Consider the following 14,595-nt stretch of genomic DNA (forward strand, 5'->3'; position numbering starts at 1 on the left):
GTGAACACGCCCCTGATCGAACTCAAGGACATCCGCAAGTCCTACGGCGGCGGCGACAGCCCGCAGGTCGACGTGTTGCGCGGCATCGACCTGGCGATCCATGCCGGGGAATTCGTCGCCATCGTCGGCGCCTCCGGCTCCGGCAAGTCCACGTTGATGAACATCCTTGGTTGCCTCGACCGCCCCAGCACCGGCGACTACCTGTTCGCCGGGGAAAACGTGGCGCACCTGGACAGCGACGAACTCGCCTGGCTGCGCCGCGAAGCCTTTGGTTTTGTGTTCCAGGGCTACCACCTGATCCCCTCGGGTTCGGCCCAGGAAAACGTCGAGATGCCGGCGATCTACGCCGGTATCAGCGCCGCCGAGCGCCATGCCCGCGCCAACGCCCTGCTCACCCGCCTGGGCCTGGCCGAGCGCACCGGCAACCGTCCGCACCAACTGTCCGGCGGCCAGCAGCAGCGGGTGTCCATCGCCCGTGCATTGATGAACGGCGGCCATATCATCCTCGCCGACGAACCCACCGGCGCCCTCGACAGCCACAGCGGCGCCGAGGTCATGACCCTGCTCGACGAACTCGCCAGCCAGGGCCACGTGGTGATCCTGATCACCCACGACCGCGAAGTGGCCGCGCGGGCCAACCGCATTATCGAGATCCGCGATGGCCTGATCATCAGCGACTCGGCCAACCACAGCGATACCCTGCCCGTGGCCACCAGCGGCGCCCTGCAAGCCGTGGATCTGCGCCAGCGCCTGGCCGACGGCGCCGAGCACAACGGCGCCTGGAAAGCCGAACTGCTGGACGCGGTACAGGCCGCCTGGCGTGTGATGTGGATCAACCGCTTTCGCACCGCGCTGACCCTGCTGGGCATCATCATCGGCGTGGCGTCGGTGGTGGTGATGCTGGCAGTGGGCGAAGGCAGCAAGCGCCAGGTCATGGCGCAGATGGGCGCGTTCGGCTCCAACATCATCTACCTCAGCGGTTCGTCACCGAATCCGCGCACGCCGCTGGGCATCGTGACCCTCGATGACGTGCATGCACTGGCGTCCCTGCCGCAGGTGCAGCGCATCATGCCGGTCAACGGCAACGAAGCCGGGGTGCGTTTCGGCAATGTCGACTACATGGCCTACGTGGGCGGCAATGACACCAACTTCCCGGAGATTTTCAATTGGCCGGTGGTCGAGGGCAATTACTTCACTGCCGCCGACGAACGTGCGGCTGCCACCGTGGCGGTGATTGGTCATCGCGTGCGCGAGAAGCTGTTCAAGGGTGAGGTCGACCCCATCGGCCAGTACATTCTGATTGAAAACGTGCCGTTCCAGGTGATTGGCGTACTGGCGGAAAAAGGCGCCAGCTCCGGCAACAAGGACAGTGACGACCGGGTTGCCATCCCTTACACCGCCGCCAGCGTGCGCCTGTTCGGCAGCTACAACCCCGAGTACGTGGTGATAGCGGCGGCAGATGCGCGCAAGGTCCGCGAGGCTGAGGTGGCCATCGACCAGTTGATGCAAAAGCTGCACAACGGCAAGCGCGACTATGAGCTGACCAACAACGCCGCGATGATCCAGGCCGAGGCGCGCACGCAGAACACACTGTCGCTGATGCTCGGTTCGATTGCCGCGATTTCCCTGTTGGTGGGCGGCATCGGCGTGATGAACATCATGTTGATGACGGTGCGCGAACGTACCCGTGAAATCGGTATCCGCATGGCCACCGGCGCACGCCAGCGCGACATTCTGCGCCAGTTTCTCACCGAAGCAGTGATGCTTTCGGTAGTCGGCGGCCTGTGCGGCATCGCCCTGGCGTTGCTGGTGGGCGGCGTGCTGGTGCTGGCCAAGGTGGCGGTGCAGTTTTCCCTGGTGGCGGTGTTCGGTGCATTCGGTTGCGCCCTCGTCACCGGCGTCGTATTCGGCTTCATGCCGGCCCGTAAAGCTGCCCGGCTCGATCCGGTTAAGGCGTTGACCAGTGAATAAACGATTCATTTTTCTGCCTGGCGTGTGTGTGTTGCTCAGTGCCTGCACCGGCAACCCGCCAGCCCTCGACAGCGGCATTGCCCCCCCGACCGCCTGGCAATATACCGAGCGTGCGGCGGCGCAGGCCACCAACCAGCAATGGTGGACACAGTTCGGCAGCCCGCAACTCGACCGCCTGGTCGATCAGGCTCGCCGCGACAGCTTCGACGTAGCTGCCGCCACCGCGCGCGTGCGTCAGGCCCAGGCCAGTGCAGTGATCGCCGGCGCACCGCTGTTGCCGGAGGTGAAGTTCAACCTCGCCACCAGCCGTCAAAAGTTGCTGCGCGGACCGGGCGGGCCCGATCTGGATGCGTCACGCACCAATGATGCCGTCGACAACTTTGGCGCCAACCTCACCGCCAGCTACGAAGTGGACTTCTGGGGTGGCCGTGCCGCCGCCCGTGACAGTGCGCTGCATAGCCTGCGCGCCAGCGAGTTTGACCAGGCCACGGTGGAGTTGACCTTGCTCAGCAGCGTGGCCGACCGTTACGCGCAAACCCTGGCTGCCCACCAGCGCCAGCAGATCGCCGAACTCAACCTGGCGAACGCGCGCAACGTACTCGACCTGGTGCAGACCCGCTATGACGCCGGCTCCGCCACTGCCCTGGAACTGGCCCAGCAAAAAAGCCTGGTCGCCAGCCAGCAACGTCAACTGCCGCTTATCCAGCAACTGGCCGAAGAATCGCGCATCACCCTGGCCGCCCTCCTCGGCCAGCCCGTGCAGGCCCTGGCGCTGGGCAGCGAACCGTTCCAGGCCCTCACCTGGCCGACCATCGGCGCCGGCATGCCCAGCCAGTTGCTCAGCCGTAGACCCGACATCGCCAAGGCCGAGGCGCAACTGGCGGCGGCGCAAGCCGACGTCACCGTGGCGCGCGCGGCCATGCTGCCCGCCGTCACCCTTGGTGCGACGCTTGGCTCCGACGCTTACAAGGCCGCAGACATCCTGCGCAGCCCCTACTACACGCTGACCGCCGGCCTGGTCGGCCCGATCTTCAACAACGGCCGTTTAAGCGCTGAACGTGACAAGGCCCGCGCCCGCCAGGATGAACTGCTGCATACCTATCGCGGCGCGATCATCAACGGTTTTGCCGATGTGGAAAAAGCCCTCAGCAGCATCACCCGCCTCGACCAGCAACGCCAATGGCAGCGTGAAGAACTGCAACAGGCGCAGACGGCGTTCCAGATCGCCGAAAGCCGCTACCAGGCCGGCGCCGAGGACCTGCTCACCGTGCTGGAAACCCAGCGCACGCTGTACGCGGCCCAGGACCAGAACGTGCAACTGCGCTTGTCACGCCTACAGGCCAGTATCGCCCTGTACAAAGCACTGGGTGGTGGCTGGCAGACAGAGATCCGATAAACAAAACTCCAGTTTCATACACGAGGCGTCCTTTCAGCCTACATTCTTCGACACAAGGTCCTTGGTAAAAACACCGTTATCACACGGTTGCCCCGGACCTCTCGATGATTGCTGCAAAACACCTGACGTGCGCCTGCCTCTGGCTGATGGCAAACCTTGCTACCGCCCAGCCGCTGATCCCCCCCACTGCCATCGACTGGTTGCTGGACTGTCCCCTGCCCACCGTTGAACGCCTGGACCCCGCGGTACTGGAACGTACCCAGTGCGGCACCGTAAGCGTACCGCGCAATCATGCCGCGCCACGCCAGGGCCGGCTGCGTCTGTACGTGACCCGTGTCGGTGCCCGCGATCCGCTGAGCCGTGAAGGCGTGATCATTGCCCAGGCCGGCGACGCCGCCAAAAAGAACCAGGTCGGCACCTTTGCCATCCACCTGGCCAGCCTGTGGAGTTCCCACTCCCAACAGGCCTATCGCACGCTGGTCAACCGTTACGATGTCATTGAACTAAGCACGCGCGACCTCGGCGACGACAGTGGGGTCGAACAGGCCGCTCAAGACCTGGAGTACGTACGCACCCAACTTGGCGATGCCCAGTTACTTTACCTGGGCATCGCCACTACCGCTCGCCTGGGCAACCGCTATGCCACCCTGTTTCCCGAGCGGGTTGCACGCATGGTGCTGATTAACGCGCAACCAACCGATACGGCTGCTTCACCGGTTGAACAACTGCGCCTGAATGACCCCGTCGAGCACAACGCCAGCGGTTGCATCAACCGCTGGGTTGGCGACTATCTGGTCCATGGCAAACATCCGCCGCGCTCATCCCGATGCCTGGACACCCGCACACCGCAATGATCCAGTCAGCGCCCACCTCCAAGGCCGGGAGGGCGGTCAAGTTGTCGTGGGTTTTGCCACCTGGATATCCGTAGGCTTCAAGGGAGATTGGCTATCAATCAATAAGACAAAGTTGGGATTGCCGTTGCCATTCACATCAATTTCCAGTCGCGCCTGTTTGATCGCAGGGTCATAACTAAGCACCGCCTGGTTACGCTTCCCGGTGAATTGGGGCACTAACTCCACCGGTCTCTGTACCTTTGTGCTTTTGCTTGGTGTGTCGCCGCGGGCGGATTTTCGGTGTAGCTCGGACAGGTCAATCTTGTCCTTTCCCGAAACAAAATCAGTGATTCTATCGGGCCGGTCCGGCGTCGACTGCTTTGTGCTCAGAAACCGGAAGGTATTTTTGCCTCCATTGCCCGTCATCACATTTTGTGCGCGGTTACTGATAAATACGTCGTCCCCGGATCCCCCAATCGCATTTTCAATCGTGACGCCTTTGGCAATAAATACATTGCCCTTCATCCCGCCGATGCTGGACCCCTGACCCGGATTCATATTGATGATTTGCTGATCGCTGAATCCCGAGAAATCCATGGTATCCACACCGCCGCCATCCCAGATGGTAAACACAGGCGCATCGCTGGAGTGGCTCAAACGATAGTCATCACGGTCAGCGTTGGAGTTGAAACCATAAGTGGTGTCCGTCGACCGGGCATCGGTATTGGCCCCGTAGAGTTTCTGGATTGCCGCGATGTCGTCCACCATCGGCCCCGAAGGGAAGTGCTTCACCCCATTTTTATTGAAATCCTGGCCAGTGTGATGTTCATCCCAATTGCTCATCACACTGTATCCGACCGTGTCCTGCGCATAGGTAGCGGTGTCATAGCTCATACCCTGCGGAAGGTCCCGGTGGGGGTGCGACATACCAAGTGCATGACCCACTTCATGCAGACTGGTTTTTTTCCCACCGTTGGTCGGGGTCGGCTCCCTATTGGCGTCGTCGGTGCTGTCAAAAAAAACATCCGAAACCAACCCGAAGCGTGGCATTTGTGGGTTCTTCCCCAAATACTGCTGGCTCGCTTCAGACGGCAATTTGGTAGTGATCGCGGTCGCGCCTTCGCGTTCACCTTCGTTGGTCGTGTAGTTGCTGAAGGCAATATTGCCTTCTTCAGCACCACCCGGTGGGGCTTCGGAGAATCGTACCTTGGCGACATCCGACCAGGCTGCCATAGCGTTCCGAGCCTGTGCCTCGGCCGCGGGGTTGAGCTGACTGAACCCACGAAGCCCGTAGCCAGCGAACAGCGGGCTGGCGGTTTTTCGGAATTGATAGGAAACATCTGTTACGCCGTCGCCGTTGACATCGTGCCATCGGTCCCCAGTGCGAGTCAGCTCGTTGGCTGCCTGCTCCACGGTGTACGACGGCTTGCCATTGATCTGGCGACCACCACCACGCCCGATGTCGAAGAGCACGGCCCCAGGATGTGCGGCAACGCTGGATCCCACTGAATTAACCATGCTTGTTCCTCCAGTATCTTGTTACGACGTATTGACGAAACCGCCCTATCCCTGCAAGCCACAACGATGGGGCACCCTGTAAGACTCACTGCCCGCGCACGCCTCATCAATCAGATTTTTCAGCAACTGTCCGGCTCTGCGCATACCACAAGCCACTATCTGGATTACGACCGATGCTCATTGAAAACGACATAGCCGCCGCGCTCCAATTGACGAGTTGCGGCTCGTCCGATTAAGGTCAATTTATCCGCATTAATATGATAAACCGCATCCATGCTAAGCCGCCCGCTACGACGCAAACGCCAGAAGCTATCCGATGTGATTGTCGAGTCGGTCAAGCGCTCCATCGTTACCGACGCCTTGAAGCCCGGCGACCGCCTGCCCACCGAGCGTGAGCTGATGGAAAGCTTCCAGTGCTCCAAGGGCTCTGCCCGCGAAGCACTCAAGGCCCTGGAAGTGGAAGGCCTGGTGAGCACCCGCACCGGCCCCAGCGGTGGCGCCTACCTGAACCAGGCCGGCACCGAACCGGCCAGCCGTGCACTGCGCAACTACCTGCACTTCCAGCACCTGGACGGCGAACAGGTATACCAACTGCGCAAAGTCATCGAAGTGGAACTGGCGGTGTCGGTGCTGGGGCGCCTCAGCGAAGACGACTACCAGGCCCTGCAAGACAACGTGGATTTCTGCAGCGCCCCGGAAGACAGCGAAGCCGGCCAGCGCGAACAACGCCTGGCGGAGTTGGAGTTCCATAACCTGCTGGCCAAGGCCTGCCCCAACCCGCTGCTGAGTTTCATGGCGCAGTTCCTCAACGACCTGCTGCGCGACCTGGTGGTGCTGAAAAAAGCCTACAAGCCCAAGCGCAAGCAGTTCGACGCGGCCAACCTGGACTATCACAAGCAGTTGCTGATCGCCTTTCGTGCCGGGGATGAAAGCGCGGTGCGCAGCTTGATGCATGAACACATGTGCGATGCCGAACACCATATGACCGCCCTCGAAGGCCAGGTCAGCCCGCACTTTTTGCTGGAGTTCGATCACTCTTAAAAAACACCACAGACCCCATGTGGGAGGGGGCTTGCCCCCGATGACGCCAGCACATTCAACGTTAATGTCGACTGACACACCGCCATCGGAGGCAAGCCACCTCCCACATTTTGGCTGCATTTCAACCACACACCGTTTCATCCAATAACAGGCCTGCCCACAGGCCCTTGCTCCACCGTATCGCCATTGCCACTCCTGCCAATAACTAAACCAGGGAGTCACCCCATGCAGCGTCGTACGTTGTTGAAAGCCAGTCTCACCGCAGCCGCCGCCCTCAGCCTCCCGCTGAGCGTGCGTTCGGCATTTGCCGCCGAGCCCTTTACCTTTTACGGCCTCAAGTCCATGTCTGGCGCGTTTGCCAGCTATGGCAAGTTTGCCGACATGGGTTCGCGCCTGGCGGTGGAACAGCACCCCGAGGTGCTCGGTCGCCCGTTGAACTACAAGGTCATCGACACCGAAGGCAACGCCGGCAAGGCGGTGCGCAAGGTCCAGGAAGCCATCCAGCAGGACGGCGCGCGGTTCTTCCAGGGGTGCACCTTGTCGTCGTCGGCGCTGGCGGTGGCCAAGGAAGTCGACAAGGTCGGTGGCGTGTTCATGACCCCGGTGGGCGCCGATGAAGTCACCGGCAAGGACTGCAACAAGGCGACGTTCCGCTGGTCGGTGCCCACCTACGGCGCGATCCGCGAAACCATGGTGCCGTTGATCAAGCTGCTGCCCGACGCCAAGCGCTGGTACACCATTACCCCGCAATACGTGTTCGGCGAAGCCCTGCTCGAAGGCGCCAAAAACGTGCTCAAGGAACACGGCCTGGAACACGTCGGCAACAGCTACCACTCGCTGCAGGAGCAGGAATTTTCCGGCTACCTGACCAACGCGATCTCGACCAAACCCGACGTGCTGGTGCTGCTCAACTTCGGCAGCCAGTCGTCCAACACCCTGCGCCAGGCGGTGAATTTCGGCATCAAGGAGCGCATGAAAGTGCTGCTGGTGTGGTCGGCCGGCCTCGACCAGTTCCAGGAACTGGGCAGCGATGTACTCGAAGGCGTGTACCTCGGCGCGCAGTACTGGCACCAGGTCGACACCCCGCTCAACCGTGAACTGGTCAAGCTCACCCAGGCCAAGTACGGCATCAATCCCACCTACCCGCTGGCCGCCGATTACATCAGCACCAAGGTCATGCTCGAAACCATCATTGCCACCGGCAGCTTCGACGGGCCGACCGTGGCCAAGGCCATGCAGGGCCTGAGTTTCGAAGGGCCGACTGGCAAGGAATCGATCCGCGCCGGCGACCACCAGGTGATCAAGGACTACTACCTGCTGATCGGCAAGGCCAGCAACGACATGGCCGACAAGGATGACCTGGCCAAGGTGCTCAGCGCCGGCCAATCGTTCCCGCCGGTGGACGCCACGGGCTGCACGCTCGGCTGATCCGCTGAATTTTGTAGCGCAGGGCCGCGCAAGCGGCGTCCTGCCGAGGGTTCCTGCATGCTTAATCTTTACCTGTTCCAGATCCTCAACGGCCTTGGGCTGGGGATGATCTACTTCCTCATTGCGGTCGGGCTGACGATCATTTTCGGCCTGCTCAACTTCGTCAACTTCGCCCACGGCGCGTTCTTTTTGCTGGGTGCCTATATCTGTTACACCGCCGTGAGCCTCACCGGCAACTTCTGGCTGGCGCTGCTGATCGCGCCACTGGTGGTGGCTGCCTTGGCCTGGGTGATCGAGCGATTGTTGATCCAGCGGATCTACCACTTGCCGCACATGTTCCAGATCCTGGTGACCCTGGGCATCGCACTGATCATCCAGGAAGCCAGCGTGATGATCTGGGGCCCGGTGGGCAAGAGCGTCGCAGTACCGGAACTGCTGCGCGGCGTACTGGTGGTGGGCGACTTCGTCTACCCCTACTACCGCCTGTTCCTCATTGTGTTTTCCGGGCTGGTCGGCCTGGGCCTGTGGCTGCTGCTGGAACGCACGCGCTTCGGCGCCCTGGTGCGCGCCGGCAGTGAAAGCACTGAAACCGTGTCGCTGCTGGGCACCAATATTTTCCGCCTGTTCTCCATGACCTTCGCCCTCGGCGTGGCCCTGGCCGGCGTCGCCGGTGTGCTGTTTGCACCGTTGCGCGGCGCGCAGCCCTTTGTCGGCCCGGAGATTCTCGGCGTGGCCTTCGTGGTGGTGGTGATCGGCGGCATGGGCTCGTTCAGCGGTGCGCTGGTCGGCGGACTGCTGGTGGGCGTGGTGCAAAGCCTGATGACCACACTCTGGCCCCAGGGTGCGAGCCTGATGATCTACGGCGCCATGGCCGTGGTGATTCTGGTCCGCCCCTACGGCCTGTTCGGGAGAGCCTGACATGAGCGAGAAAAATCCCCTGCCGTTTGCCAAGACGCAATCGCGCGCAATGTTGCTGTGGGTGTTGGCGGTACTGATCGGCCTGCCGCTGATCCTGCCCTCGGCGACCCTGGCCACCGAGATCCTGATCTTTGCCATGGCCGCCCTGGCCTGCAACCTGTTGCTGGGCTACACCGGGCTGCTGTCGTTTGGCCAAGGCATTTTCTTCGGCGCCGGCGCGTACTGTGCGGCGTTGCTGATGATCCACCTGCAACTGGGCCTGTTCACCGCGTTGCTCGGCGCCGCCATTGCAGGTGGGTTCCTGGCCTTGCTGGTGGGTGCCCTGGCGATCCGCCGTACCGGTATCTACTTCGTGATGCTGACCCTGGCGTTCAGCCAAATGGCGTATTTTGTCGCCTACACCCTCAGCGACTGGACCGGCGGCGACAACGGCCTGCTCAGCGTGCCGCGCCCGGAAATCCGCCTGGGTGACACCGTGCTGCTGTCGCTTGCCGACGCCCGCGCGTTCTACGGTTTTGTCGCGGTGCTGTTCCTGCTGATCTTCATCGGTGCGCGCCGGGTGATCGCCTCGCCGTTCGGCAGCACGCTGATGGCGATCCGCGAAAACGAAACCCGCGCCTCGGCGATCGGCTACGACACGCGGCACTTCAAGATCCTGGTGTTCGTGCTGTCCGGCGCCGTCACCGGGATTGCCGGGGCGTTGTACGCCATGCTGCTGCACTTCGTGCCGCTGTCGAACATCGACCTGGCGATGTCCGAGAACATCCTGATCATGACCATCGTCGGCGGCACCGGCTCGCTGTTTGGCTCGTTGCTGGGCGCCGGTTCCATCGTTCTGCTCGGGGATTTCCTCTCCGACCTGTGGCCGCGCTGGCTGATGCTGCTGGGGGTGATCCTGATCCTGGTGGTGATCTTCATGCGCGGTGGTTTGTGGGGCGGCCTGGCGTCGCTGTTCGAGAAGGTGCGCGGCAGCCGCAGACCCGCCGCTATCGCCAAGGAGGAAGGGCTATGAGCATCCTGCTGGAAACCCAAGACCTGGAACTGGCCTATGGTGCGTTCCATGCGGTGAATGGCGTCAACCTCAAGGTCGAGGCCGGCACCATCCACACCATCATCGGCCCCAACGGCGCCGGCAAGACCAGCCTGTTCCACTGCCTCACCGGCGAGCGCCAGGCCACCGCCGGGGCGATTCATTTCGACGGCAAAAACCTGATGCGCAAGCCCGCCCACGGCCGTGTGGGCCTGGGCATGGCGCGCTCGTTCCAGCTCACCAGCCTGTTCCAGAACCTCAGCGTGCGCGAGAACCTGCGCCTGGCCGCCCAAGGCCGTGACGGTGCGCGGGCGCTGAACTTCTGGTGCCGTGTGGACAGCAAACGCGAACACCTGGAGATGGCCGACCAGGTGCTGGAACGCCTGCAACTCACTGCCCGCGCCGACACCTTGGCCGGCGAGTTGTCCCACGGCCAGCAACGGGTGCTGGAGGTGGGCATGTCAATCTGCTCGAAACCGAAACTGTTGATGCTCGACGAACCCACCTCGGGTATGGGCATCGACGATATCCCGATCATGACCCAGCTGATCAGCGACCTTGGCCGCGACCACACGGTGCTGTTGATCGAACACAACATGAGCATTGTCATGTCCATCAGCCAACGCATCACGGTGATGAGCCACGGGCAGATCCTGGTGGAAGGTACGCCGGAATTCGTGCGCGCCGATGAACGTGTGCGCACCGCATACCTGGGGGAGGCTGCCTGATGCTGATCGTCGAGAATATTCACTCCTACTACGACAAGAGCCACGTACTGGAAGGCGTGTCGCTGAGCGTCAACCCCGGCGAACTGGTGACGTTGCTGGGCCGTAACGGCGCCGGCAAGACCACCACCCTGCGCAGCATCCTCGGCATCATCTGCCCGCGCCAGGGCCAGATCCACTTCAACGGCCAGGCGCTGGTTGGGCAGAAGATCTTCGAAATCGCCCGCCAGGGTTTGGCATTGGTGCCGGAGAACCGTGGGATTTTCCGTTTGCTCACCGTCGAGGAAAACCTGCGCATCGCCGCCCGCAAGACCAGCCGCTGGCAGCTGGAAGACGTGTACGCCATGTTCCCGCGCCTCAAGGAGCGGCGCAAAAACGCCGGCCACGCGCTGTCCGGTGGCGAGCAACAGATGCTCGCCATCGCCCGTGCCCTGCTCAACGACCCCAAGCTGCTGATCCTCGATGAACCCACCGAAGGCCTGGCCCCGGTGATCGTCGACGAGCTGGTGAAGATCCTGCGCAAGGTCAAGGACGACGGCCTGCCGGTGCTGCTGGTGGAACAGAACCTGATGGTCTGCGACAAACTCGCCGACCGCCATTACGTGCTTGAACAGGGCCGAGTGGTCTACGAAGGCAGCGCCGAAGCCTTCCGTGCCGACCCTACGATCAAAAACCGTTATTTGGCCCTGAGTGCCTGACCGGAGACTGCTGATGAACAGTTTTACGCAACCGCTCCAGAGCAACGCCCCGCTGATCAACCGCGACCGCCTGTGGCAATCGCTGATGGATTTGGCCCGACTGGGCGCCACGGTAAAAGGCGGCGTGTGCCGCCTGGCCCTCACCGACCTCGACCGCCAGGCCCGCGACCTGTTTGTGCAGTGGTGCGAAGCCGCCGGCTGCAGCGTCAGTGTCGATGCCATCGGCAATATCTTTGCGCGCCGTGCCGGGCGCAACCCCGCACTGCCCCCGGTGATGACCGGTAGCCATATCGACACCCAGCCCACCGGCGGCAAGTTCGACGGGTGCTACGGGGTGATGGCCGGGCTGGAAGTGATCCGCACCCTGAATGACCTGGACATTGAAACCCAAGCGCCGATTGAAGTGGTGGTGTGGACCAACGAAGAAGGCTCGCGCTTTCCACCGTGCATGATGGGCTCCGGGGTGTTTGCCGGGAAGTTCGACTTGCAGGACACCCTCGACAAAGTCGATGACCAGGGCCTGTCGGTGGGCGCCGAATTGCAGCGCATCGGTTACGCCGGCTCCCGCGCTGTGCTCGGCCACCCGGTAGGCGCGTATTTCGAGGCGCATATCGAACAAGGCCCGGTGCTCGAAGACCAGGCCACCACCATTGGCGTGGTCATGGGTTGCCTGGGCCAGAAGTGGTTCGACCTGACCCTTACCGGCGTCGAAGCCCACGCCGGCCCGACGCCGATGCACCTGCGCAAGGACGCCCTGGTCGGCGCCGCCGAGGTGGTCAGCGCGGTCAACCGCATCGCCCATCAACAGCAGCCCCACGCCTGCGGCACGGTGGGTTGCCTGAGCCTGCACCCCGGCTCGCGCAACGTGATTCCCGGCCAGGTGCACATGACGATCGACCTGCGCCACCTGCACGCGGACAGGCTGCAAGCCATGGTCGATGAAGTACGCGGCGTGATCGAAGCCACCGCCCAGCGACACGGCCTCACCTTTGAGCTGACGCCCACCGCCGATTTCCCACCGCTGGACTTCGCCCCGGACTGCGTCAACGCGGTGCGTGACGGTGCCGAGGCCCTGGGCTTGAGCCATATGGACATCGTCAGCGGTGCCGGGCACGACGCGATCTTCGTCGCCGAACTCGGCCCGGCCGGGATGATCTTTGTGCCGTGCGAAGGCGGCATCAGCCATAACGAAATCGAAAACGCCGCGCCGGACGACCTGGCAGCCGGCTGCGCGGTATTGCTGCGCGCCATGGTCAATGCGGCACAGGGGGAAACGGCATGAGTGAGATCGGCCAACTGACGGCGGTGCAACTGCTGCAGCATTTTCGCGACAAGACCTTGTCGCCGGTGGAGGTCACCGAGGACGCCTTGCTGCGCATCGAACGCTACAACCCGGTGGTCAATGCCTATTGCCACGTCGACCCGGAAGGCGCTTTGAATGCCGCACGCGCCTCGGAACAACGTTGGCTCGACGGCCGCCCCTGCGGTGCGTTGGACGGTGTGCCAGCGTCGATCAAGGACCTGACACTGACCATCGGCATGCCGACCCGCAAGGGCTCGCGCACCTCATCCGCCGAGGGACCGTGGGACGTCGACGCGCCCTTCACAGCCTTTATGCGCAAGGCCGGCGCGGTGCTGCTGGGCAAGACCACCACCCCGGAATTCGGCTGGAAAGGCGTGACCGACAACCCACTGTACGGCATCACCCGCAACCCCTGGGACACACGCACCACGGCGGGCGGCTCGTCCGGCGGCGCAGGCGCAGCGGCAGCGCTGAACCTCGGCGTGTTGCACCAGGGCAGCGATGCCGGCGGCTCGATCCGCATTCCCTGCGCGTTTACCGGCACCTTCGGCATCAAGCCGACCTTCGGCTATGTGCCGCAATGGCCAGCGAGTTCCATGACGATCCTGTCGCACCTGGGGCCGATGACCCGCACGGTGGAAGACAGTGTGCTGATGCTGCAGACCATCGCACAGCCGGACGCACGGGATGGGTTGATCGGTGCACCGTGCACCACACCGTGGTTATCGGGCGCGATGGATTTGAAAGGCTTGCGCGTGGCCTACAGCCCGACCTTCGGTTACGTCGATGTCGACCCACAGGTGGCCAAGGTGGTTGCCGACGCGGTTCGAGGCCTGGAACAACTGGGCGCCCATGTCGAGCAGATCGACCCAGGGTTCAGCGACCCGCTGGAAGTGTTCAGCACCTTATGGGCAGCCGGCGCAGCGCGCCTGACCGGCGCCATGAGCGAGGTACAAAAACAGCTGCTGGACCCCGGACTGTTAAAGATTGCACAACGGGGCGCACAGTTGAGCCTGGACGACTACAGCGCCGCCCTTGAAGCCCGCGCCGCATTGGTGGCGCGCATGGCCGCGTTCCATGAGCATTACGATGTACTGGTGTCGCCGATGATGCCGATCACCGCCTTCGAAGCCGGGCACGACGTACCGCCCGGCTCCGGCTTGCAGGCCTGGACGCAGTGGACCCCCTTCACCTACCCCTTCAACCTGACCCAGCAACCGGCGGCGTCGGTGCCGTGCGGGCTGGCGGCGAATGGCTTGCCGGTGGGGTTGCATGTGGTGGGCGCGAGGTTTGCCGATGAGCAGGTGTTGCGGGTGTGCCACGCCTACGCGAAGGCCTTCCCGACCCAGCACCTCCAAGCCCCACAAACCCCAACCTGAAAGGCACTCCCTGTAGGAGCCGGCTTGCCGGTTCCTACAAGACTGTGTATCTACGATGCGAAGCGAGTCGCTTTTGATCTTGCTTTTGACCTTAGGCGCCCCGTCAAACACGCTGGCCGGAATTCGACAGGGATTTGGGGGGTAAACCGGCAGGGATGCCGGTTTAGCCGCCCCGCGCCATGGATGGCGCGTGGCGGCGGCCCCCCAAATCCCTGTCGGATTACGGGCACACCGAGCCTAGGCGAGGTGCCGAGTGTTGGGGCAAGAGCGTTTTGCTTACTTTTGCGCTGTTCAAAAGTGAGCCGCCGTAAGGGCGGAACCATAAGTGGCCGTTACCTAAATAACGGATATGTAC

Annotated in this window: 12 protein-coding genes; 11 read left to right on the forward strand and 1 reads right to left on the reverse strand. The window is 62.8% G+C overall.

The annotated features are described in order from the left end of the window. The 3 genes from BLR69_RS10285 to BLR69_RS10295 all read left to right on the forward strand — a co-directional run bounded on the left by BLR69_RS10285 (nt 1) and on the right by BLR69_RS10295 (nt 4,221). Entirely contained in the window at nt 1-1,971 is a 1,971-nt protein-coding gene (locus BLR69_RS10285) for a MacB family efflux pump subunit (protein WP_071495880.1), read from the forward strand. Continuing rightward, nucleotides 1,964-3,367 carry an efflux transporter outer membrane subunit gene (locus BLR69_RS10290; RefSeq protein ID WP_071495881.1) on the forward strand — a complete coding sequence of 468 codons (1,404 nt, stop codon included), beginning with the start codon at nt 1,964-1,966 and terminating at the stop codon, nt 3,365-3,367. The genes BLR69_RS10285 and BLR69_RS10290 overlap by 8 nt, the downstream gene beginning before the upstream one ends. A 104-nt stretch (nt 3,368-3,471) precedes the next feature. Continuing rightward, nucleotides 3,472-4,221: an alpha/beta hydrolase family protein gene (locus BLR69_RS10295; protein ID WP_071495882.1), complete on the forward strand. Its 750-nt coding sequence runs from the start codon at nt 3,472-3,474 to the stop codon at nt 4,219-4,221. A gap of 36 nt (nt 4,222-4,257) precedes the next feature. Here the strand turns inward: BLR69_RS10295 and BLR69_RS10300 are convergent, their stop codons facing one another. Beyond that, on the reverse strand, nt 4,258-5,718 hold the full coding sequence (locus tag BLR69_RS10300) for a M10 family metallopeptidase C-terminal domain-containing protein (protein WP_071495883.1): 1,461 nt from the start codon (nt 5,716-5,718) through the stop codon (nt 4,258-4,260). Nucleotides 5,719-5,991: 273 nt separating this feature from the next. Here BLR69_RS10300 and BLR69_RS10305 point away from each other — a divergent pair, with 273 nt between their 5' ends. The 8 genes from BLR69_RS10305 to BLR69_RS10340 all read left to right on the forward strand — a co-directional run bounded on the left by BLR69_RS10305 (nt 5,992) and on the right by BLR69_RS10340 (nt 14,240). Continuing rightward, nucleotides 5,992-6,759, forward strand: a complete 768-nt coding sequence (locus BLR69_RS10305; RefSeq protein ID WP_015884774.1) for a FadR/GntR family transcriptional regulator — start codon at nt 5,992-5,994, stop codon at nt 6,757-6,759. A gap of 225 nt (nt 6,760-6,984) precedes the next feature. After that, nucleotides 6,985-8,187, forward strand: coding sequence for an ABC transporter substrate-binding protein (locus BLR69_RS10310; RefSeq protein WP_071495884.1), 1,203 nt, complete (start codon nt 6,985-6,987; stop codon nt 8,185-8,187). A 57-nt stretch (nt 8,188-8,244) separates the two neighbouring features. Continuing rightward, nucleotides 8,245-9,105 (forward strand): branched-chain amino acid ABC transporter permease, encoded by an 861-nt coding sequence (locus tag BLR69_RS10315; protein WP_015884776.1) that lies wholly within the window; start codon nt 8,245-8,247, stop codon nt 9,103-9,105. A gap of 1 nt (nt 9,106) precedes the next feature. Beyond that, nucleotides 9,107-10,117: a branched-chain amino acid ABC transporter permease gene (locus tag BLR69_RS10320; protein WP_071495885.1), complete on the forward strand. Its 1,011-nt coding sequence runs from the start codon at nt 9,107-9,109 to the stop codon at nt 10,115-10,117. Next, the gene (locus BLR69_RS10325; protein ID WP_071495886.1) at nt 10,114-10,863 is read left to right on the forward strand and encodes an ABC transporter ATP-binding protein; all 750 of its coding nucleotides are present in this window, start codon (nt 10,114-10,116) and stop codon (nt 10,861-10,863) included. Before BLR69_RS10320 ends, BLR69_RS10325 begins: the two co-directional genes overlap by 4 nt. Continuing rightward, entirely contained in the window at nt 10,863-11,558 is a 696-nt protein-coding gene (locus BLR69_RS10330) for an ABC transporter ATP-binding protein (RefSeq protein ID WP_058426386.1), read from the forward strand. The genes BLR69_RS10325 and BLR69_RS10330 overlap by 1 nt, the downstream gene beginning before the upstream one ends. Before the next feature lie 13 nt (nt 11,559-11,571). Next, complete coding sequence (locus BLR69_RS10335) at nt 11,572-12,840, forward strand: Zn-dependent hydrolase (RefSeq protein WP_071495887.1); 1,269 nt, start codon at nt 11,572-11,574, stop codon at nt 12,838-12,840. After that, complete coding sequence (locus tag BLR69_RS10340; RefSeq protein ID WP_071495888.1) at nt 12,837-14,240, forward strand: amidase; 1,404 nt, start codon at nt 12,837-12,839, stop codon at nt 14,238-14,240. The genes BLR69_RS10335 and BLR69_RS10340 overlap by 4 nt, the downstream gene beginning before the upstream one ends. Nucleotides 14,241-14,595 lie beyond the last annotated feature (355 nt).

The organism is Pseudomonas azotoformans (genome assembly GCF_900103345.1).
Classification (GTDB): Bacteria; Pseudomonadota; Gammaproteobacteria; order Pseudomonadales; family Pseudomonadaceae; genus Aquipseudomonas; species Aquipseudomonas azotoformans.

Coding starts and splice junctions, on each gene's coding strand:
- BLR69_RS10295 (WP_071495882.1), top strand. CDS start 3,472: ATGATTGCTGCAAAACACCTGACGTGCGCCTGCCTCTGGCTGATGGCA.
- BLR69_RS10300 (WP_071495883.1), bottom strand. CDS start 5,718: ATGGTTAATTCAGTGGGATCCAGCGTTGCCGCACATCCTGGGGCCGTG.
- BLR69_RS10305 (WP_015884774.1), top strand. CDS start 5,992: ATGCTAAGCCGCCCGCTACGACGCAAACGCCAGAAGCTATCCGATGTG.
- BLR69_RS10310 (WP_071495884.1), top strand. CDS start 6,985: ATGCAGCGTCGTACGTTGTTGAAAGCCAGTCTCACCGCAGCCGCCGCC.
- BLR69_RS10315 (WP_015884776.1), top strand. CDS start 8,245: ATGCTTAATCTTTACCTGTTCCAGATCCTCAACGGCCTTGGGCTGGGG.
- BLR69_RS10320 (WP_071495885.1), top strand. CDS start 9,107: ATGAGCGAGAAAAATCCCCTGCCGTTTGCCAAGACGCAATCGCGCGCA.
- BLR69_RS10325 (WP_071495886.1), top strand. CDS start 10,114: ATGAGCATCCTGCTGGAAACCCAAGACCTGGAACTGGCCTATGGTGCG.
- BLR69_RS10330 (WP_058426386.1), top strand. CDS start 10,863: ATGCTGATCGTCGAGAATATTCACTCCTACTACGACAAGAGCCACGTA.
- BLR69_RS10335 (WP_071495887.1), top strand. CDS start 11,572: ATGAACAGTTTTACGCAACCGCTCCAGAGCAACGCCCCGCTGATCAAC.
- BLR69_RS10340 (WP_071495888.1), top strand. CDS start 12,837: ATGAGTGAGATCGGCCAACTGACGGCGGTGCAACTGCTGCAGCATTTT.